This window comes from Vibrio sp. TRT 29B02, assembly GCF_050113655.1.
GTDB lineage: Bacteria > Pseudomonadota > Gammaproteobacteria > Enterobacterales > Vibrionaceae > Vibrio.
The window spans coordinates 22,839-44,933 of the sequence record NZ_JBNJOJ010000036.1; the positions used below are offsets into that span (position 1 = coordinate 22,839).

The window sequence follows — 22,095 nt, forward strand, 5'->3', positions numbered from 1 at the left end:
ATCCTTCCACTTTCCGTGGAGCAGCGAAGTTACCCGAAGGTGAAACACTTAATTGTGTAAATATTAATCAGTAAAGCTTATTGGCAATGATGTTACTTGAGAACAATCATAACCGTTATTGATCAACAATGGGTTTTTCGCTTAATTCACATTTTGCTACCAGCTACGCCCCTTTATTGTGACGAATGTCTCTTATTGGATCTGTGTGAGATGAGATTTTAGTGCCTGTTTGCACGAGAAATCATGAAAATTGCACTGCGAAGTAAAACTTAATGTGATCGAGTATGCATATTCATCAATTGTGTATTTTTCTCGACACCTATCTTTAATAAACCAGATATAGGCTAAATTGGTTGACGGTGTGATCTCAATCACCCGAGCTGTGATGTTAGGAAAACTTAATGAGACCTAGATCACTGAGCTACTGGTTGTACGCCCTCTACGCCCTTTGTCCTCCTCCTAAAATGGCTAGGAGTAGGAGGATGTTTTGCCAATCATGTCGATGCACGATATGGCACAGATGGATTGAAACCAATAAGTGAGATTTCTCTAATGAAACCTACGCAACAGAAAAATTTTGATAAAGCAGTGTTCCAAGCTGATGTGAAAAAACACCTTTCAGCGACTTACGCTAAAACTGTAGAAACAGCGACTGCGCGTGAGTGGTACCTAGCAATGGGCAAAGCACTGGCAGAACTAACAACCTTTGACTTGCTTAAGACTGAGCAGGATCCGAAGATCAAAAACGCGAAAAGCGTAAACTACTTGTCATTAGAGTTCCTTATTGGTCGTCTGACGGGCAACAACTTAATCAGCATGGGTTTGTACGATCAAATCACCGTAGCGATGGAAGAGTTGGGTCAAAACCTGACTGACCTTCTTGAAGAAGAGCGTGACCCATCACTGGGTAACGGTGGTCTAGGTCGTCTAGCAGCATGTTTTATGGATTCTTGTGCAGCACAAGAGTACCCAACGGTGGGTTACGGTCTTCACTATGAATACGGCTTGTTCAAGCAATCATTCAAAGATGGTCGTCAGCAGGAAGCACCAGATGCATGGCGCGGTGTTGAAGGCTACCCATGGGAAGTGGCTCGTCCTGAATTGGCACAAGAGATCGGTTTTTACGGTCATGTTGAAGTGACGCATGAAAACGGAAAAGAAGTCCGCAAGTGGGTACCTGGCATGACGGTAAAAGCAATGCCTTGGGATCTGCCAATTGTTGGTTACGAGTCTGACACAGTATACCCACTGCGACTTTGGGAATGTCAGGCTATAGCGCCTTTCTCACTAGCAAGCTTCAACAACGGTGACTACTTCGAAGCGCAACACGCACTAATCGATGCAGGTAACATTACCAAAGTTCTATACCCGAATGACAACCACGAGAAAGGTAAGACACTGCGTCTAATGCAGCAATACTTCCACTCGGCAGCATCAGTTCGCGATATTCTGCGTCGTCACGAGCAAGCAGGTTTTGCATTGGCGGATCTGCCTAAGCAAGAGACTATCCAGCTAAACGATACTCACCCAACAATCGCTATCCCAGAATTGATGCGCATTCTTCTTGATGAGAAAGGGTTATCTTGGGATAAAGCGTGGGAAATCAGCTCGAAGACCTTTGCTTACACCAACCACACACTTCTTCCAGAAGCATTGGAAACTTGGCCTGAATCTCTGATCCAGCGTCTGCTTCCACGCCACATGGAAATCATTTTTGAAATCAACCACCGCTTCCTACAAGAAGTTCGTGCAATGTGGCCTGGTGATGGTGAGAAACAAGCTAAGCTATCTATCATTCAAGAAGGCTTCAACCGTATGGTTCGCATGGCTAACCTATGTGTGATTGGTTCATACGCAGTAAACGGTGTTGCCGCTCTGCACTCAGAATTGGTTAAGAAAGATCTTTTCCCTGAGTTCCACGAAATGTACCCAACTCGTCTACATAACGTGACAAACGGTATTACTCCACGTCGTTGGTTGAAGTTCTGTAACCCGGGCCTGTCTCAACTTATCACGGATAAGATTGGCAGCGAGTGGCCGGCGAAACTGGAACTGCTAGAAGGTATTGCTCAGTACGCTACTGACGCAAAATTCCAGAAAGAGTTCATGGCTGTTAAGAAACAGAACAAAGAGCGTTTGGCTAAGTGGGTTAAAGACAACATGGGCATCGAGCTTGATACCAATGCGATCTTTGACGTACAAATCAAGCGTCTGCATGAGTACAAGCGTCAGCATCTAGACTTGCTACACATCCTGTCTCTGTACCACCGAATCATTAACGAACCTGGTTTCGAATGCACGCCACGTGTTGCATTCTTCGCAGCGAAAGCAGCGCCGGGTTACCACCTAGCGAAAGAAATCATCTTTGCTATCAACAAGATTGCGGACAAGATCAACAACGATCCGCGTATTGGCGATAAACTGAAAGTGGTCTTCATTCCTGACTACCGCGTGAGCATGGCTGAAATCATTATTCCTGCGGCGGATGTATCTCAGCAAATTTCTCTAGCGGGTAAAGAAGCATCGGGTACGGGTAACATGAAGATGGCGCTGAACGGTGCATTGACTATCGGTACTATGGATGGCGCTAACGTTGAGATTCGTGAAGAGGTGGGTGATGAGAACATCTATATCTTCGGTCTTGAAGTTGACCAAGTCGTTGCGACTAAAGCAGCGGGTTACAACCCTTACGACTACTACCACGCAGATCCTTTGCTAAAAGCGTCACTAGACCTGCTAGTGGGCGAAGAGTTCACACCTGGTCAACCTGGCCTGCTAAGAGCAACGTACGACAGCCTGCTTGATGGTGGTGACCCATACTTATGTTTAGCGGACTTTGCATCATATGTTCAGGCGCACGAGGCGATGGGTGCACAGTACAAAGACCAAGCTGGCTGGGCGAAGAAAGCCATCTTGAATACGGCCTTGATGGGTAAATTTACCTCAGACCGTTCGATTCGAGACTACGTCAATAACATTTGGAAATTAGAAGCGGTATCGCGCTAATTGAACCAGACAAAGCCAAGGCCTAGCGCCTTGGCTCTACTCTTTATAACGATTTAATAACCCTACATTTTGAAGGTATAAGCAGTCCTTCGGAGAGAGCGATGAAACAAGATAACGCATTAAAACAAGTCGCTGAAATGGCGAGAATTGCCGACAGCTACGTAAGCGCGTGGGGAGATGAAGCAAAAGTTGCTGATGAAACAATTCGTCGACTACTCGCTTCTTTAGGCTATGACACAACCAATGATGAAACTCTTCTAAAATCAGCGGAGAAAAAGCACAAGCAAGAGGTGCTCGCTTCTGTTCAGGTAGTCCGTGATGGAGAGCCAATTGAAGTGGTGCTCAATCTTGGTGCGAGTGCTCGCGAAAGTGAGTTCAGCTGGCGTCTCGATACAGAGCAAGGAGAGGTACTTGAAGGCTATCTTCAATCGCAAATCGTTCGTGATGAGCGCAAAGAGGGTGGCCCTTTAGTGTTTGCATTACCAAGTGATATTGCTTGGGGTTATCACAAACTGACGATTTCTCGTAAACGTCGTAAAGCGCCTTATGAAATGACGCTAATTGTGACGCCAAAAGCATGTTACAAGCAGGATGCTATCGTCGATGGTAAGAAAATGTGGGGCCCAAGTGTCCAGCTTTATACGCTACGCACTCAGCATAACTGGGGTATTGGTGATTTCGGGGACCTGAAACAGTTAGTGGCAGATATCGCTTCCCGCGGTGGTGATTTTGTTGGTCTTAACCCTATTCACTCACTGTTCCCTGCCAACCCAGAAGGCGCGAGCCCATACAGCCCTTCATCACGTCGTTGGTTGAACATTCTCTACATCGATGTGAGCTCAGTACCTGAGTTTTCGCTTAGCATTGAAGCGCAGCAAAAAGTGGGCAGTGCGGAGTTCCAGCAACGTCTACAAAAAGCACGTGAATCTCATTGGGTGAATTACAGTGAAGTCGCGGATCTCAAAATGAGTGTGCTACCGCAGCTGTTTACTGAGTTTAAAAAGCGTCATCTGGATAAAAATAGCGAACGTGCACAGGCTTTCTTAGCGTTCGTCGAAGAAGGTGGCGAAAGCCTAATTCACCAAGCTGCGTTTGATGCTCTGCATGCGGAACTGCATGCGAAAGATTCAAACATCTGGGGCTGGCCAGTATTCCCGGAAGAGTTGCGTAAGTTTGAAAACCGCGCGGTTCAGGATTTTATCGAGCAAAACAAAGATCAAGTACATCTTTACATGTACCTGCAATGGGTGGCTGATATCCAAATTAAAGAGGCGCAGGCTCTAGCAGAAGAGAAAGGCATGTCTGTTGGCTTGTACCGTGACCTTGCCGTCGGTGTTGCGGATTCTGGTTCAGAAACATGGGCAGATGAAGGCAACCTAGTCATGGATGCGAGCATTGGTGCTCCACCAGATATTCTTGGTCCTTTGGGTCAGAACTGGGGTCTACCACCGCTTAACCCACAAGTGCTTCAAGCAACAGGTTACGATGCATACATCAAGCTACTGCGTGCGAACATGAAGCATTGTGGTGCATTGCGTATTGACCATGTACTGGGTTTACTGCGTTTGTGGTGGATCCCGAAAGGTGAAAACGCGACTCAAGGTGCGTACATTTATTACCCTGTGGAAGACATGCTCGCAATCTTGGCTCTAGAGTCTCATCGCCATCAATGCAGTGTGATCGGTGAAGACTTAGGTACTGTGCCGGATGAGATTGTTGATATTCTGCGTGACGCAGGTGTTCACTCATACAAGGTGTTCTTCTTCGAAACATCAGAAGATGACGGTGGTTTTATCTCTCCAGCACACTACGCTGAACAGTCTATGTCTGCTCTGTGTACTCACGATATGCCGACTCTACGTGGTTTCTGGCACTGTGATGACCTGAAGATGGGCCAAGAGTTAGGCCTTTACCCAGATGCCAAGCAACTAGAAGGTCTGTTTGCGAGTCGTCTAGAGTGCAAGCAAGGTATCCTAGATTCCGTTGCATGGCACGGTTACTTGCCTGAAGGCGTTGGTCGCGATGCTCAGTACGTACCTATGGATTCCTACCTAGCGGAAGCACTGCAACTGCACGTTGCTGCGGGATCTTCGACCCTGTTGAGTATTCAGTTGGAAGATTGGCTGGAAATGGACAAGCCAGTTAACATTCCAGGCACGGTTGACGAGTACCCGAACTGGCGTCGTAAGCTGTCGATGAACCTTGATGAGGTTTTTGCTCATGAAGGGGTAAATCGTATTGCTCATAAGCTCACCGAAGTTCGCGCTAAAGTGAGTAAATAAAACGGATTTACAAGGTGTACATGGAAAATTTTTCGGTCAGGTCACTCTATGTAAACGCCGAATTCGCTACACTGTTGTAACGCTAATTAAGCCCGCTACCTAGCGGGCTTTTTGGGTCATAGAACCCCTTTATATTTCAGCCAAACTCATTTGAATAAAGAAAGTTAGGTTAGGGAGAGAATAACTTGAAAACGACAACGTTAGATAAGGCGACAAAGATATATAACCAACTTTCACATGCGACATTTTCTGACCCTTTTTCTTTCATCGGCCCATTTCTAAGTGGTGAACAAGAGGCATTGCGTGTTTGGATGCCAGGTGCGGACAAAGTTGAGTTAGTTATTGATGATCAACGTATCGAACTTGAACGTGAGGACGCTTCGGGCTTTATCCTCAAACAAAACAAAGATCTACGCTTTAGCCACTATCTATTAGCCGTTGATTGGAATGGAACCGAACAACTGATTGACGACCCATATCAATACCACACGATTTACGCAGAGTATGACGATCTGCATACACCAAAAGAGATGTACAAGCACATGGGTGCTCAATTCATCACTTTGGAGCGAGATGGCAAACAGATCTCCGGTATCCGCTTTCTGGTTTATGCACCGCATGCGTCAGCGTGTAGCTTAGTCGGTGAGTTCAACCAGTGGGATGGTCGTCGCACGCCAATGCAGCGTCTCGATTATGGTATCTGGGGTATCTTCATTCCAAACCTCGCTGAAGGCACACAGTACAAGTTCGAATTAAAAGGTCCTAATGGTGAAGGCTTACCGCATAAAGCGGACCCTTGGGGCGCATACTCTGAGCAATATCCATCGTTTGCTTCTGTGACTTATGATCACAACCGTTATCAGTGGAATGATAAAACATGGCAAGAGCGAGAAGTTACACAGAAACGTAAGCAGGCGCTCTCATTTTATGAGCTACACGCAGGTTCTTGGCGCCGCAATGCCGATGGTGATTTCCTTAACTATCGCGAACTGGCGGATCAGTTAATTCCTTATTTAGTCGATATGGGCTATACACACGTTGAACTGATGCCGGTTTCTGAGCACCCATTCTATGGTTCTTGGGGCTATCAGCCGGTTGGCCTGTTTGCGCCAACCAGCCGTTATGGTTCGCCAGACGACTTCAAATACTTTGTTGATCAATGCCATCAGTCGGGTCTTGGCGTGGTGCTTGATTGGGTTCCTGCGCACTTCCCATCGGATGACCATGGCTTGGCGAACTTTGATGGCACGCCACTGTTCCATGATCCTGATCCTCGTCGCGGTTGGCATCAAGATTGGAACTCGTACATCTACGATCTTGGTCGTGAGCATGTTCGCCGCTTCCTCGTGTCTAACGCGCTTTACTGGTTTGAACAATTCCATATTGATGGTATTCGCGTCGATGCAGTGGCGTCGATGCTCTATCTCGACTACTCGCGCAGTCACGATCAATGGATTCCAAATGTCGATGGTGGCAACGAAAACTACGATGCGATCGCAACCCTTAAGTGGATGAACGAAGAAGTTTATAAACATTTCCCAAATGCCATGACCATTGCTGAAGAATCGACCGCTTTCCCTGGTGTTTCTGCGCCAACCTTTATGGGCGGATTGGGCTTTGGCTTTAAGTGGAATATGGGCTGGATGCATGACTCATTATCATACATTCAGGAAGATCCTGTTCATCGCAAATACCATCACGATACCATCACTTTCCCATTAGTTTACGCTCATAGTGAAAATTACGTTCTGTCTCTGTCACATGATGAAGTGGTTTACGGTAAAGGCTCTATTCACAACAAGATGCCGGGAGATGAGTGGCAGCAAACGGCAAACTTGCGCGCTTACCTCGGCTACATGTATGCACAACCTGGTAAGAAGCTCAACTTTATGGGCGCTGAGATTGGTCAGACGGCTGAATGGAATCATGATGATCAGCTACAGTGGTTCTTACTTGAATTTGAACGTCACCAAGGTGTGCAGAGCCTAACCAGAGATCTTAACAAGCTTTACGCAAGTGAAAGAGCGATGCACGAACTCGATTGCGAACCGCGCGGTTTTGAGTGGCGTCTACAAGATGCGGCAGAAGCCTCGATTCTGGCTCATGAACGTTTGAGTGACAACGGTGAGAGAATTTTGGTGATCACCAACTTCACACCTGTTCCTCACGACAATTTCAGGCTAGGCGTACCTTTGGCAGGCGAATATGAATTGCTGCTCAATACGGACAGCGCTAAATATCATGGTAGCGATTATTCAGTTGCACAACAGGTAACGACCGAGGCGGTAGAAAGTGAAGGATTGGCACAATCTATTTCACTGCGTCTGCCTCCACTAGCAACCGTATTCTATAAGTTTAAATAGCCAAATAATAAGTAACACAAGGGTCAGCTTCCATCGCTGACCCTTTTTTTTATTGGCTCAGATCCGGCTTAGAATTGTCTTGATAGTTGGGCAATTGCTGTTTGAGCCCTTCAAAGGTGCTGCGAGCGCTCTCTTTAGCCAATTTGTTGATTAGCCAGTTAGGCAGAGCACCGCCAGGATTAGCAAATGCGGTGTACTCTATTAACGTCATTCCGTTGGTTAGCTTTTGCAGTGTCCAAGTCGCTTTCACTGCGGTAATACGGATGTAACCATCTTGTTCGGGCAAACTTGCGGGAGGGGCATCTTTGATATTTAGCGTAAAGCCTATCTCATCCACGGAGTATTTTGAGTAAGTCACCATATCGCGATCTTTGGCGGGCCAGGGAGCGGAAAACTGGGTGTAGACAATGTTTTCGTTTGGTGAGATTTGCCTTACAACGCGGCTGTGACTGACGTTATCAATCCAGTTGGGCACATTCTCCGTGTCTTCTAACAGGGTGACAAAAGCCCCATAACTGGTTGGCGCGAACATACGTGCGCGAATTTCTACCAGTCCATCACTATGATGGCGGGAGAAGATGGTGATTCCGTCTTCGTCACCTTCAAATTGCCAATGGGTTGAGGCTTGGCAATAACCGATACCTGATAGCGTCAACAGGACAATAATGAGGCTTTTCCTTAAGCTTGTCATAACCTTACTCAACGATTAATTTGTGATTTAATTCAAGCATACTTACAGTACAGAGCAAAGTCTTCCTATTAGGAAAGGAGACAATTGGCATCCAAGGGTCGAACGGTTAGTGCTGCACGCGTCCGCGCAGGGATTTCGTTTGTGATTTGATTCCTTTACTCTTGAGCCTGCGCTCTTTAGACGCTCTGGTTGGCTTGGTTTCGCGGCGTTTTTTCTGCACCACCATCGCGCAACGGATAAGTTCCGCTAAGCGATTGAGCGCATCTTCTTTGTTCTGTTCTTGGGTACGGAACTGCTGCGCCTTGATGGTGATAACCCCCTCTTTAGATAGACGGGAATCCTTGAGGGCGAGTAGACGCTCTTTGTAGATAGCTGGCAGGGTAGAATGCTTCACGTCGAACTGAAGATGAATCGCAGAGGAGACCTTGTTGACGTTCTGACCGCCTGAACCTTGCGCTCGTATAGCGGTCAGTTGGATCTCCCAGGATTGAAGGGTAACGGTATTAGAAATCTTCAGCATTAGGGCTTACGACAAAAACAGACACCGACCTATTGTAGCTTTACTGAAACTCTTCGCCATGGTTTTCGAGTTTTTTGTGGCCACACTCCTGACAGACTACATAGCGATCAATCAATTCTAGAGAAGCCAGCGCACCACCGACGGCAGCACCAGTAACAAATCCAGAAAGAAAGGCCTTAAATTGTTCCTTTTTGCTTTTACCGTATTTAGACGGTTTCTGCTTTATCAGTTCTTTGTGCTCGGTCTCTTTGGCACATTTTTCACACCATTGGATAGTCATATTATCACCTTATCGCTCTCTTGCTGCCAACTGACGAAAATGCCAACGATTGTCAGTCTAATGTGAGTGAGTTCATATGTCATCACTGATCAATGGTAATTTATGATTGTAGTGCCGAGTCGCTAGCGGCAGCGATGGTAGACAACTTATGTGGCAATATTTGTTTGGATTCCGAACAAGGGAACCACGTTTACAGTCACCCTGCCTGTTGGTTCATCAGTGAGAAAATGAGCATTATAGCCTTAGCCAAGGTGGCGGAGAGTGAGAACTGCGCTAGCTTTAGAAGGGAACTTGTAACGGTTAGGTGACAGTATGCAAATGAATCCGGTTGGTTGGTTTGAAATCTATGTGAATGATATGCCGCGAGCGAAAGCTTTTTATGAAGCAGTACTTGAAACCTCATTGGAGCATCTCGAAGATGTCGCCAATATGGGGGTCGAGATGTGGCTGTTTCCCTCTGATATGGAGCAGTATGGAGCATCTGGTGCGTTGGCGAAAATGGAAGGCGTCGCCGCGGGTGGCAACAGTACTATGGTCTATTTCTCATGTCAGGATTGTGCGGTCGAGGAGTCTCGTGTTGAACAAGCGGGTGGCAAGGTAATGAATAGCAAATTTTCCATCGGCCCGCATGGATACATTGCCATAGTGGCTGACACGGAAGGCAATATGATTGGCCTCCACTCAATGAGCTAAAAAAACGCCCCCGATGTGAGTCGGGGGCGTTAATTTTAGTTGATAGTTGCCGCGGTTTGATGACCCATAGCAATGAGCGTATCGAGGATCTTTTCACCATCGGCACGCAGCCCGTTGTGCTCGTACTCGTTGGTAATCCACGCTTGTGAATTTGGAATCTTTGCCAAGGTTTCACGACTAATGTCCATTTCGACGAACATATCATCAGCGTATACCGCGCAGCTCACAGGTACTTTGTTATTGGCAAGCACATCCGCATGGTACAAGGGTGCCCAATCCTGTTTTGCTGCCAGTTGTTCTGCTGCTTGTTTGAGTGGTTTCAGGCAGTGATATTGGTCGAACATCCACGGAAACACCATCTCGCCGGTAAAGTAGAATGGCTTTTCTTTTGTGTAGTTAAATTCATCTCGTGTCTGACGAATACGATGAGCACTCCAGTTTGAAGCAAAGCTCTGGCAGTAGATCGACTCATGCAGGATGGCGTAGATAGGGTTGGTCTGGAAACCTTGTTCCATCAGCATGCTGTTGAGGAATTCGTAACGTAGCTGCGGTTTACCATTCACCTCAATCAAAGCATTTTCCAACGCATAGTAAGTTGGCAGGAAGGTATCACTCATGCCGAAGTTGATACCAATCTGCTGAAATTGCTCAACCGTGAAACGCTGCCCGTTGGGCAGAAACTCATCGTTCTCAAGCAGATGGTCGGCAATCTGCTTACACAGTTGCTGCGCTTGCGGAAACTGTTTGAAGAAAGCTTGGTTCTTTTCCATCGTACGCTTGAATGTCGCCTGATACACCTCATCAGGATGGCGGTGAATAGATGGCACACCTCCAGTGATGTAGCTACGAGAAAGGCTTTCAGGGAACAGTGACAGGTAAGTAAGTGAACAAAAACCACCAAAGCTCTGACCGAGAATCGCCCACTGGTTGATACCAAACTGTTGACGAATAAATTCCGCGTCACGAACGATATTGTCTGCACGGAAATGACTTAGGTACTCAGCTTGCTGCTCTGCCGAGAACGGAGCCAGAGTTTGATGGGTGATCACAGAACTATTGCCGGTACCGCGTTGATCGAGGAGTAACACTCGGTACTCTTGTAGGGCACGTTTTACCCAGCCATTGTGACCATTCTGGCGTGGAGACGGGAACCCCGGTCCACCCTGAAAATAGACCAGCCAAGGCTTAGTGCTGTCGCCATCGGCGACCAGTGATAGTTCACGAGCAAAGATTTCAATTGTCCCTTGTGCGCTGTCTGCGTAGTTTAAGGGGACTTGGAAATAGTGCGGAGTGTATTTAACACCAGCATCAATAAATGGGTGAGCTTTCATAATTATTATCAGGACTTCCGTGACTTAGAGATGGCGTATCTTATCCTGATGCGGAACAGATACCAATCGCCGTTTGGTGGAGTGAGGCATGTGTTCAGTGTCAGCTAGCCGCCAGTGTCTAGCTGTACTCATTCAAATTTTTCAAACAAGCCGTTCGCTTGTGCCCTCTGTATGAAAGGCATATCGCTCTCTAAACTACACCTATCAAGTTATCGGGAGGCGATCATGGCGAATCGAGTAATCAAGCAAATCATCCGCACTCATGCGACATCTGATGGTGATGGTGTGAAAATCCAACGTGTCGCTGGGTTTAACAATACGCAATTTTCACCATTTTTGATGGTCGATGAGTTGAAGTCGGATCAACGTAAAGACTATGTCGGTGGATTTCCTCCACACCCACACCGTGGCATTGAAACCCTAACCTATATGCTCAAAGGCCACTTTCAGCATCGTGATCATATGGGAAATGTTGGTGAACTTCGCACTGGTGGTGCGCAATGGATGGCGGCGGGTCGTGGCGTTATCCATAGCGAGATGCCCATTATGGAAGAGGGCGATTTGCACGGTTTTCAAATTTGGATTAACCAGCCTGCCCGCGACAAAATGAAACCCGCGCAATATTTTGACTTCCAACCAGAAACCATCACTGAACATAGCGGTGATGAACTTGGATTGCTGCGGGTATTAGCTGGAACCTTAATTGCCAATGGTGAGACGTTAACGGGGCCGCTAGACAGAACAGGGGTCGAACTGAGTGTTTCTGATTGGCGCTCTGAGCAAGGACAGCAACTTTCAATTGAGGTGCCAGAACACTTTAACATGATGGTTCTTAGCTATCAGGGCTCTGTGGCTATTGATGGTCAGGTAGTCAATCAAGGCGAACTCGCTCTGTTGAGCAAGGGGGACAAGGTGTCTCTGACCAACCTCGCATCGGGTGGGGTACTGATCTTTTCTGGTCAACCGATCGATGAGCCTGTTGTTCATTATGGGCCTTTTGTCATGAACAGCATGGCTGAAATTGAGCAAACCATTCGTGATTACAACGCTGGTGTGTTTGAAACCTATTAACTGAACCTTTGTGACCGCCATTCGGTCACTGACGACAACCCCAGAGTAATTGGAGTCACGACCGGATCTCGAAGCTAATCAAGCATGAACAACGTTCTTTCTAATCTGCCAATTTCTCTCAATGCTTTAGCTAATCCATTCTGTTTGGGGTAACTAGCCAGCTTTTTCATCATCAGAGAAGCGGTGACTGTCCCTTGCCTAATTGATGTGGCGAGACGCAATACCTCATCCCAATGTGGCTCGATATCTTTTGGTTTCAAACTTGTTGGAGAGATAATGGATTTAAGTCATTGATTAATAATCCATTATCGCTCTTATATTGACTCAATATTTATCACCTTCATTAATGTTCAAAGATCTTCACTCCCCTTTCTTTAAGTCTTCTGGCAACGTAATCGTATAATGACCTAACATGTTGATGTGTTTGTATATTGGTGGGGATAGCTGAGAGATATCTTCTTCTACAATTTCTTCACTATTGGATTTCATCTAATTTAATGCTTGCTGTACGTAGAGAGTGTTCCATAACACGATTGCATTTGTAACGATACCTAATGCGCCCAACTGATCTTCTTGTCCCTCACGATAACGCTTTTTGATTTCTCCGCGTAGACCATAGCAAACGGCTCTAGCGACAGTGTGTCGACCCTCCCCCCTATTGAGTTGTGTTAAGATCCGGCGACGATAATCCTCGTCGTCTATATAATTAAGCAAGTACAATGTTTTGTTGACTCTGCCGACTTCCATGATGCCCTGAGCTAACCAGTTCTGATGCTCGAATGGTTCTAAGCTTTAATGAACCGACTGCACGCATCATTTCATCCCACTGTTCTTTTGCTTTTGAAAGAGTCGTACAGCTTCGAGCCAAATCATCTAACGGTCCATAGGCAGCGGACTTATCTACTCGCCAGAATACTGCTTCTCCTGCATCAGCCAATCGAGGGGAGAACTGATACCCTAACAACCAGAATAACCCAAATATAATATCGCTAGCGCCGGCAGTATCTGTCATTATCTCTATGGGGTTGAGCCTCGTCTGTTGCTCAAGTATTCCCTCCAATACATATAATGAGTCTCGTAACGTTCCTGTCACGATGATACCTTGAAAACCCCGTGAGGTACGGGGCATTACTCATTTCGATTCCGATTTACGCGCTTGGCGGAGTGCCTTCACCATTCGATACAATCGCATCCATTTGCACTAGCGCACCAATTGGTAACGCGGAAACTCCAACCACTGTTCGCGCTGGAAGCTCTTCTTCAAAATAACTTGCGTATATTTCATTGACTGAGTCCAGATCCGCCATATCTGTAAGTTGGATGTTTATCTTAACGATATCATCCATCACATGACCGACACTTTCTATAATCGCCTTTAAGTTGTTCAAGCACTGCATCGCCTGTTCTTTTGCGCCAACCGCAACGACAGCTTTTGTAATTGGGTCTATAGGCAACTGCGCCGAAAGATTGTTGTAATGCGAAAATGCGACAGTTTGCGTCGATAGTGCGTGGCTAGGGGCGTTTTTAGTGTTGTTTGCTCTGATCACAATGCTATGTCGATCTTCTACCGCTTGTGGAGGAGTGCCGTCACCATGTGAGACTGTGGCATCTATCTGCACTAGCGCATTCATAGGTAAGCCCTCTGCAACCATCAACGAACGAGCAGGCATGTAACTTACCGCTCTGGCTATTGCAGAGTCAGGGAAGAAGGTGCTGTACACTTCGTTAATTGCTTCAACGTCTTCAAGGCTTGAGACCTGAATATTGATCTTAACGATATCGTCAAATGGAGCATCAATGCTTGCTAGTACCGCTTTGAGGTTTTTAAGACATTGAACAGCTTGCTCTTTGGCGTCACCCGCAACAATATTCCCCGTTGCTGGAACAATCGGTAGTTGAGCTGACAAATGGTTATAATGGGAAAAAGCAACAGTATGTGTTGATAGCAAACATGCTGGTGCATCAGCTGTATTTTTCGCCACTTTAACCAAATCACACGCTTCTTGAGGATAAGTTCCTTCACCATTAGACAACACCGCATCCATCTGAACTAGCGCTCCTTCTAGTGGCAGCGCCGAAACCGCAAGCACGGTACGCGTTGGGAAGTAGCCTTGGAAGAATGAAGAATACACTTCGTTTACAGCATCGAGATCCTGAATATTTTTAAGATATACGTTCACTCTGACGAGATCATACATGCCGTGACCAATGCTTTCGACTATAGCTTTAATATTCATCAAGCACTGCTCTACCTGCGCTTTCACGCCACCTAAAATCAACTTTCCAGTTTTAGGACTGACAGGCAACTGAGCCGAAATATTGTTGTAGTGGGAAAACGCAACAGATTGCGTCGACATCTGATTTAATGGGGCTACATGGATTCCCCCGGTTGTCAAACATCCGCTAAACTTCAAGTGATGGGTTTTGGACTGCCGCTCTACATTCGGTCTTTATATCGATGATTCGCAACATCGTGACCCTGATGACTTTGCGCGACTGCGGTGCCTTACTCGTTAGATGACATCTGATGTGTCCGCCGCATTAACAGGCTCTCCGCTAGTGGTCTTAACCTATCTCCATCCATTGCGTCTGCTATGACCCGGTGGGTGTATTCTTGCTACGCTGCTTGGGTTAATGGTTTCTTAAGCAGCGTAATTCTCATATTCCGTTTGGTTGTGTAATAGCGACCAGATAATTCGAGCATTCTTCGCTGCAAGAGCGACAATAGCACGGTTCATTCCTCGTCGTTCCAATACGTCTCGACACCACTGGCTGAGCCTGTCTTGTTTATCACCTAGATTAGCAATGACTGTTCTAGCACCATGGACGAGTAAAGTGCGTAGATACTTGTCTCCGTGTTTGGTAATTCTGCCTAATCTGGGTTTGCCGCCTGTTGAATATTGCTTTGGTACTAACCCTAGCCAAGCGGAGAAGTCTCGGCTTTTATCAAACTGAGAGCCGTTACCAATAGAGGCAAGAATAGCAGTTGCTGTTTGTGGACCAATGCCTCTGACTTTCATAATTCGTTGAACATTTTCGCTCACCCTTGAAAAAGCCTCGAACACTTGTTCAGTATCTACAATACGTTGGTTGAGTTGTTCAAGATGGTAGTATGCGTCAGCAATAACGGTTCGCGCTAAATGTGGAAGCTCGTTTTCGGCATCTTCCAAAATGAGAGGCACTTGCTTCATTAAAGAAGAGCGTCCCACTGGAATGATAAGACCAAACTCAGAAAGTAAGGCGCGAATCCGGTTCATTAGAGCCGTGCGTTCACGAACCCAATGCTCACGCATACGATGAACGGACAGTATGGCTTGTTGCTCAGGAGACTTTACAGGAACGAATCGTGTAGATGGGTGTTGGACAGCTTGGCAGATAGCCACGGCATCATTGAGATCGTTTTTACCTTTAGTTCTATGTGGAACAACATACTTAACCGCCATAATACGAGCATCATGTCCTAATTTATTAAGCGTTCTTGCCCAATAATGTGCACCACCACACGCTTCGAGTCCTATACGCATAGGTGGCATATTTGCTATTGTGGTCAGTAGCTTAGAGCGAGTAACTGATTTATGAAGAGTCACTTTACCTTGTGAGTCAACAACATGAATACTAAAGTGGTTTTTAGCTAAATCGATACCGCCAAAATAAGAATAATCAGACATGGTGCCTCCAGTGCTAATAAGTACCACGTAAGTGTGGCAGATCCTCGTGAGGGGGAATCCATGTCATTCGTTATCAGTGTTTCTTGAAACTTTTTTGATACCGATAGTCATGTCGATATTTCTCCTTGTATGGCGACTCGTAGAAGTGCTTATTTTTAGGAAGCTATAAACCAATCACCGGAAGCAAATAATTAGCCCTGCTTCTCGCTGGGGAAACAGGGCCATTTAAGTCTTGTTTTGCTGCTACTATTTAAACGGGGCAAAACAAACTGTCATCGAACGTTATAGGGTACTTAGGAAACCATTGATCTTATCTTCGTGATGCTTGATGGTTTCTTGCGTTGGGATAACCGAATCTTTATGCGTGAAGTAAACCAAAATAGCCATTTGAGCCGTCAGACGGTTTTCAGCTTCATCGAATGCCACGGAGTATCCACTCTCTAGTGCGCCACGAGTCACTTCTTCTTTGTCGTTTGCTGGCAAGCAGTGAAGAAGCATTGCGCCAGGACGAGCTTTTGCCATCAGCTCTTCAGTGATGACGTAGTCCGGCATAAATGCCGCCAAGCGCTCTTCTTTCTCGTCCATCTGAGTCACCCAGTAGAAGCTGTCGCCGTAAACCACATCACAATCACTGATACGTTCCACGTCATCGGTAATTTCAATCGTACCGCCAGACTCTTCACAGAAGTTGAGCGCCATATCAATCCATTCTTGCTCCATATGGTACTTCTTAGGGCCAATTTGCTTAAAGCCCATACCATATTTTGCACAAGTCAGCATCAAAGAACGACACACATCCGTAGCATCACCCATAAACGCCAGCGTTAAGTCAGATAGCTTACGTCCGTCGGTAATATGCTCTCTGATGGTGTATAGGTCAGCCAGCATCTGGGTTGGGTGGAAACGTGTATCAAGGCCATTGATAACCGGCACTGTCGACATGTTTAGCAAACCATCCAAGGTTTCAGGGCTATTGGTACGAGCCATGATGACGTCACACATACGTGATAGAACGCGAGAGGTATCATCAATCGACTCTTTACCTCCTAGGTGAATATCTTTCGGCGAAAGGAACAGCGCGTGACCACCCAGTAAAGTTGCGGCTACCTCAAACGATACGCGAGTTCGTGTAGAGCCCGCTTCGAAGATCATACCCACTGACTTGCCTTTAAACAGTTGTGGAATCGCATTGTCTTTACGTGCCTGCTTTAGGTACGTCATTAACTCCATCATGTTATCCATCTCTTCAACAGAGAAGTCTTTCATTGATACCATGTGCTCAAGGTTTGCTTTGTTCAGTTCAGTCGCGCTAGAAGAAGGTAATTTCATAATATATTCCTATTTTTCGTCGTTTCACGGTGTCGTTTAAGTCGATCTCGTGATGATTTCGTTTCGGTTGGATTTAAACTTTGTTGTTGCTGTTTTTATGTTTGAGGCGATGACCTCAGGTTATATTCTTGGTACTTGCTGAGTAATGCAGTGGATATTGCCGCCACCGAGCAAGATCTCTCGCGCTGGAATGCCATTAACCTCATAACCTGGGTAGAGCTCTTCTAGGATTTCAATCACGTCGTCGTCATAGCGTTTATCCAGCAATGGCAATACTATTTGCTTATTGGTAATCAGATAGTTGGCGTAGGATGCCGCTAATCGCTCACCCGCTTCACGTTCCATCCCTTCTGCAATATCAATCCCTGCTGCTTCATCGGCAGACATATACAAAGGACCTGGCATTGGCAGCTTGTGTACTTTGATTTCTCGCCCTTTAGCATCGGTTTGGCTTGTGATGTAGTCATACGCTTCTCGGCTGATTTCATACTGAGGATCGTTTTCATCATCACACCAAGTCAGCACGACTTCGCCCGGCTTAACCACATGTAAGATGTTGTCTACATGGCCATTGGTTTCATCATTATAGAGACCACGAGGTAACCAAATCACTTTCTGAACATTGAGGTATTCACACAGCACTTTGGTCAGCTCTTTTTTACTCAAGTCTGGATTACGGCTTTCATGCAATAAGCACTCTTCCGTTGTATAAAGCGTGCCTTCACCATCCACATGGATTGAGCCGCCTTCCAATACGATAGGTGCTCGATATCTTGAGTCTCGGATGGTTTCACACATTTTTTGTGCGACTTGATTGTCTCTGTTCCAAGGTGAATACAAACCATCAACGAAACCACCCCAAGCATTGAATTCCCAGTCAACTCCGCGACGCTCTCCCTTATCATCAACGACGTATGTTGCGCCAATATCACGCATCCATGAGTCATCGGTTGAGACTTCTAGAACTCGAATATCTTCAGGTAAGCGAGACACCGCGTTATCGTATTGAGTTGAGCTCGCGAGCATCGTCACTGGTGTAGTTTTACTGATCTGCTCGGCAACCTCCGAGAACACTTTCTGCGCTGGTTTCGCTCCGTCGCGCCAGTTATCTGTACGCTCTGGCCATGCCATCCAAATTTCATTGTGTGGCTCATGCTCACCAGGCATTCTGAAACCATCATGTTTTGGTGTGGTATCAATAACTTTCTTCATTGCTCTATCCTCCAACTTAAGCTTGAGCTTGTTTATTTTCTGCAGTGTCGCCAGAGCTACCCTCTTGCTCGCTTTGTGCTTTTTTGCGCTTGAGAGCCCCCAACAAAATCCATTCACCAATCAAGACTGTCGCGATAACACCAATCAAAACTGGCCCTGTGTATCCCCAATCTGCCACCGTGAGATCGAGTGCCTCAGGGAAGATAAATAGAACCACCGCTTGGAAAATCACGAAGAAGCACACAATCGACATCAGCCATTGAGCGGGCATACCTCCCGGCACTTTGAATGGGCGCTCACGTTGGCCATCAACCACACGCAGCTTCAGATACGCTGGGAACATGAACAGATAAGGAAGTAAGAAAATGCAGCTTGAGAAAGCGAAGATAGACCAGAACAGATCATCGTTACCTTGAGCAAACAACGCGTACGACAAGATGACAACCGTTGAGACTATGCCTGTAATGTTGTTCGCGCCAATTGGAGAACCCTTCTCTGATACTTTTGCCACTGGAGCAGGCAGTTCACCTTCTTGAGCCGCTTCTGCTGCCGCACGGCTTGCCCCCATCGTCCAACTCACCATGTTGCCGATAAGCGTGAGTAGAGCGAACGTGCCAAAGACGTAAACCATTGCCGTGCCAAACGGACCTTCACCAAATAAGGTTTTAAAGGTGTCGATCAGGCCAGCCACAAGTCCAATGCTCTCAACAGGTAACGCCATCAAAATTCCAACAGTACCGAAGATGTATAGGAAAGCGGTGATACCGATGGAAAGGAAAACAGCCTTAGGCATGTCACGGACGTCTTTCATCTCTTTGGTCATCGTCGCGACAAGCTCGAAGCCCATTAGGTTGAAAACAATGGCAGGTAGAAATGAGACCGCTGAATCTAATGAAGGCATCATTGCTGGCAAAGTGAACTCATTGGCAACGCCGTTTTTCATCGCGTAGATAAATCCGCCTACACCTAATGTGCTGATTACGATTATTTTTAATACCGCGCCAATGTTCGTTACCCACACGCCAATATCAGCAGACACATTACAAATCCATACCGTTAGCCAAGTTAACAAGATACAAATTGCGATCTGCCCCCATAGCGACAAGCCCGGCATAAACAGCTCTGCGAACATACCCGCGAACATGATGTAGACGGCAGGCATCCACAAGCCTACGTTGATCCAATAAAACCAAGTGGTTCTTACTGCCCATTTAAAGTTGAAAGCTTGTTTTACCCAATCGTAAATCCCCCCTTCTCCTGGATAGGCGGTGCTTAACTCTGAAGTGATTAGTCCGTAGGGAATAACAAAGAAGACCAGCATTAACACCCACCAGCCAATAGCGCTAACGCCAATACTTGCTGACGCGGTTAATGTGTCGACTACTAGCACAGCACACAGTGTAAAGAGTGCTATCCCAGTGACCCCCATTTTTCCTTGCGTTTCGTTGCTCATCGCTTAGCTCCTTAATATCTAATTCGGAACTTATTAAACGGCAAAGCGATGAAGTGAACTGGGATGAAAATTGAATATCGGTTTTGGGGAAGAAAACTCAGATTACAAATGAAATAGAACCGACAAAAACTGGATAAAAAGCAACCAAACACTGAATGATTGATTTTCATCAACAAAAGTACTGTTTATTTATTGAGCGTCTTAAGTTGAAAACAAGATCACATATCCGATTGAATTCGCGATTATTTTCACTTTCTGTGATGGGGTGGCAACTAAATAGACTCACTTTTGAGCAGAAATCGAATTGTGATTTTTATCGCCAATAGTACTCTGATATTTCAATAGAGTATCTCCATCTTACGTGGCTTTTAGCCAGTCATTATTTGGAGATTAAGAGATGTTGAAGCCTATTATTGTTGTTGCGGTCGGTGGTAATGCGCTGCTGCAACGCGGAGAAGTAATGAGCTGTGAAAACCAGCAAAAGAGTATTGAGCAAACAGCAAGTTCATTAGCAGCCCTGAGTAAAGATTATCGCTTGGTTATCGTGCACGGTAATGGCCCTCAAGTGGGATTACTCTCTCTACAGAATGATGCTTATAAAGAGTGCCCGCCGTATCCGTTTGATGTATTAGGCGCTGAAACCCAAGGTATGATCGGCTACTTAATTCAACAGGGGTTAAATGCTGCAATCGAAGACCGCTTCACCACCACAATACTGACGCGCATCGTTGTTGATGAAAATGACCCTGCGATCGCAGACCCAAGCAAATTTATTGGCCCTGTTTATACCGAGCAGCAAGCTAAACTGCTGGCTGAAGCCAATAATTGGGTCGTAAAACCAGACGGTGTGCATTGGCGCCGAGTTGTTCCATCTCCTGCACCTAAAGAAGTGTTAGAAATAAAAGCAATTAAAGACTTACTAGAGAAAGAGCATCTTATTATTTGTGGCGGCGGTGGCGGCGCACCAGTTATCGAAAAAGACGGTGCCTATGTCGGCTTTGAAGCTGTGATTGATAAAGATATGACAGCCGCATTGATTGCCGAAGAAATTGGCGCACAGCACTTACTGATCTTAACTGATGGGACTCATGTTTGTTTGGATTGGGGCACGCCACAAGAACAAAAGCTAGAAAGAGTATCGGTTAACGAGATGAAGGGATATCACTTCCCTGCAGGTTCGATGGGGCCTAAAGTCGATGCATGCTGCCAATTTGTGGAAAATACCAAGCAACATGGTCATATCGGGGATCTTTCCTGCGCACTCGAAATCATTGAAGGGAAATCAGGCACACATATCCAAGTGTAGTTTTGATCAAGCTCGGTTTTTGCCTAGATATTCATACGCACTAAACAAAGGGTTAATGACGTCAAACTTCATATTGATAAGATTGATTTTTGAGCATCAACCCTTTATTTTTTAATCTGCTTTGACAATAAGTGACGACAGTTTTATGCGAAAAGTAACGACAAAAGAGAAACTTACAAAAATCCATAACGCCGTTGCTCAATTAATGGAAAGGCGCGAAGCGACAGATATCTCTATGTACGATGTGGCAAAAGAATGCGGTATGGCCACCTCAACCGTTTATCACCACTACCCGAATATCGAGAACCTATTTCATAGCTTATTGGACGATGTGTTTACCGATTTCGACTCACTACTTGGTCAATGTATCGATGCCGACAAAGTCACCCATTGGACTGATATCAACCGTATGATCGAAACCGCTTATGTGGACTACTACAACAATAATCCAATCGCGAGAAAGCTGATTTTAGGTCGCCATACTTTTACTGAACTTGGTCACGCTGACACCAAACATGATTTAACATTGGGTAAAGAAGTCGAAGCAATCTATCGTCAATTCTTCGATGTCCCCCAGTTTACCCAACCCATCAATGTATTCGCTATTTCACTGCAAGTCGCCGACAAGATATATTCACTGTCTTACCATGAACATGGCTATATTACCCCTGAACTCGCTAACGAAGCCCTTCGTTTAACGGAGTCTTACCTTCAGCTTTATATTCCGCATATTTGTCAGAAGTCGGTTTGGGGCGGTTAAGTAAGTTAAATTGCTGTACAAAAAATGTTCATGAAAACCCCTTAAGCAAATCAGGCTTTGTTGCCTAAATCGATGGAACTAAATCTAGAAGCTACGATCTGATCGGCTACACCCATCAATCGTCGTAGCC

Annotated in this window: 16 protein-coding genes and 2 pseudogenes; 7 read left to right on the forward strand and 11 right to left on the reverse strand. The window is 45.9% G+C overall.

Going from position 1 to position 22,095, the window contains the following annotated elements; genetic code table 11:
- Window positions 1-552 precede the first annotated feature (552 nt).
- From ACQEXT_RS18450 to glgB, 3 genes are all read left to right on the forward strand, one after another.
- Window positions 553-3,006: a glycogen/starch/alpha-glucan phosphorylase gene (locus tag ACQEXT_RS18450; protein ID WP_426953149.1), complete on the forward strand. Its 2,454-nt coding sequence runs from the start codon at window positions 553-555 to the stop codon at window positions 3,004-3,006.
- 101 nt (window positions 3,007-3,107) lie between these two features.
- Window positions 3,108-5,288, forward strand: coding sequence for a 4-alpha-glucanotransferase (gene malQ / locus ACQEXT_RS18455; RefSeq protein WP_331427923.1), 2,181 nt, complete (start codon window positions 3,108-3,110; stop codon window positions 5,286-5,288).
- Window positions 5,289-5,473: 185 nt separating this feature from the next.
- Complete coding sequence (gene glgB, locus ACQEXT_RS18460; protein ID WP_426953150.1) at window positions 5,474-7,651, forward strand: 1,4-alpha-glucan branching protein GlgB; 2,178 nt, start codon at window positions 5,474-5,476, stop codon at window positions 7,649-7,651.
- A 49-nt stretch (window positions 7,652-7,700) separates the two neighbouring features.
- Here glgB and ACQEXT_RS18465 read toward each other — a convergent pair whose 3' ends face one another.
- From ACQEXT_RS18465 to ACQEXT_RS18475, 3 genes are all read right to left on the reverse strand, one after another.
- On the reverse strand, window positions 7,701-8,342 hold the full coding sequence (locus tag ACQEXT_RS18465) for an START domain-containing protein (RefSeq protein ID WP_426953151.1): 642 nt from the start codon (window positions 8,340-8,342) through the stop codon (window positions 7,701-7,703).
- Window positions 8,343-8,448: 106 nt separating this feature from the next.
- Window positions 8,449-8,862: an alternative ribosome rescue aminoacyl-tRNA hydrolase ArfB gene (arfB, locus tag ACQEXT_RS18470; RefSeq protein ID WP_426953152.1), complete on the reverse strand. Its 414-nt coding sequence runs from the start codon at window positions 8,860-8,862 to the stop codon at window positions 8,449-8,451.
- Between the two features lie 40 nt (window positions 8,863-8,902).
- Complete coding sequence (locus tag ACQEXT_RS18475; protein WP_426953153.1) at window positions 8,903-9,142, reverse strand: hypothetical protein; 240 nt, start codon at window positions 9,140-9,142, stop codon at window positions 8,903-8,905.
- A gap of 312 nt (window positions 9,143-9,454) precedes the next feature.
- Here ACQEXT_RS18475 and ACQEXT_RS18480 point away from each other — a divergent pair, with 312 nt between their 5' ends.
- Window positions 9,455-9,835: a VOC family protein gene (locus tag ACQEXT_RS18480; RefSeq protein WP_138971258.1), complete on the forward strand. Its 381-nt coding sequence runs from the start codon at window positions 9,455-9,457 to the stop codon at window positions 9,833-9,835.
- Between the two features lie 35 nt (window positions 9,836-9,870).
- Here ACQEXT_RS18480 and ACQEXT_RS18485 read toward each other — a convergent pair whose 3' ends face one another.
- Window positions 9,871-11,166 (reverse strand): alpha/beta fold hydrolase, encoded by a 1,296-nt coding sequence (locus ACQEXT_RS18485; RefSeq protein WP_426953154.1) that lies wholly within the window; start codon window positions 11,164-11,166, stop codon window positions 9,871-9,873.
- A gap of 222 nt (window positions 11,167-11,388) precedes the next feature.
- Between ACQEXT_RS18485 and ACQEXT_RS18490 the strand changes: the two genes are divergently transcribed.
- Window positions 11,389-12,237, forward strand: coding sequence for a pirin family protein (locus ACQEXT_RS18490; RefSeq protein ID WP_426953159.1), 849 nt, complete (start codon window positions 11,389-11,391; stop codon window positions 12,235-12,237).
- A gap of 77 nt (window positions 12,238-12,314) precedes the next feature.
- On the opposite strand, the pseudogene ACQEXT_RS18495 reads toward ACQEXT_RS18490, so the two are convergent.
- The 7 genes and pseudogenes from ACQEXT_RS18495 to ACQEXT_RS18525 form a co-directional block, all read right to left on the reverse strand.
- A pseudogene (locus ACQEXT_RS18495) lies at window positions 12,315-12,524 on the reverse strand (Tn3 family transposase); the annotation flags it as partial.
- A gap of 202 nt (window positions 12,525-12,726) precedes the next feature.
- Window positions 12,727-13,366 (reverse strand): annotated as a pseudogene (locus ACQEXT_RS18500) (Tn3 family transposase).
- A 19-nt stretch (window positions 13,367-13,385) separates the two neighbouring features.
- Window positions 13,386-14,594 (reverse strand): RidA family protein, encoded by a 1,209-nt coding sequence (locus ACQEXT_RS18505; protein ID WP_426953155.1) that lies wholly within the window; start codon window positions 14,592-14,594, stop codon window positions 13,386-13,388.
- Between the two features lie 285 nt (window positions 14,595-14,879).
- Window positions 14,880-15,905, reverse strand: coding sequence for an IS110 family transposase (locus ACQEXT_RS18510; RefSeq protein WP_032372215.1), 1,026 nt, complete (start codon window positions 15,903-15,905; stop codon window positions 14,880-14,882).
- A 282-nt stretch (window positions 15,906-16,187) separates the two neighbouring features.
- The gene (gene argF, locus ACQEXT_RS18515) at window positions 16,188-17,234 is read right to left on the reverse strand and encodes an ornithine carbamoyltransferase (RefSeq protein WP_331418083.1); all 1,047 of its coding nucleotides are present in this window, start codon (window positions 17,232-17,234) and stop codon (window positions 16,188-16,190) included.
- 120 nt (window positions 17,235-17,354) lie between these two features.
- Window positions 17,355-18,446, reverse strand: coding sequence for an agmatine deiminase (gene aguA / locus ACQEXT_RS18520; RefSeq protein WP_426953156.1), 1,092 nt, complete (start codon window positions 18,444-18,446; stop codon window positions 17,355-17,357).
- 16 nt (window positions 18,447-18,462) lie between these two features.
- A complete protein-coding gene (locus ACQEXT_RS18525) occupies window positions 18,463-19,899 on the reverse strand; it encodes an APC family permease (RefSeq protein WP_426953157.1) in 1,437 nt (478 codons plus the stop codon).
- A gap of 397 nt (window positions 19,900-20,296) precedes the next feature.
- On the opposite strand from ACQEXT_RS18525, the gene arcC reads away from it, so the two are divergent.
- Complete coding sequence (gene arcC / locus ACQEXT_RS18530; protein WP_426953158.1) at window positions 20,297-21,205, forward strand: carbamate kinase; 909 nt, start codon at window positions 20,297-20,299, stop codon at window positions 21,203-21,205.
- Window positions 21,206-21,350: 145 nt separating this feature from the next.
- Window positions 21,351-21,965: a TetR/AcrR family transcriptional regulator gene (locus ACQEXT_RS18535; protein WP_331418079.1), complete on the forward strand. Its 615-nt coding sequence runs from the start codon at window positions 21,351-21,353 to the stop codon at window positions 21,963-21,965.
- The last annotated feature ends 130 nt before the right edge of the window (window positions 21,966-22,095 follow it).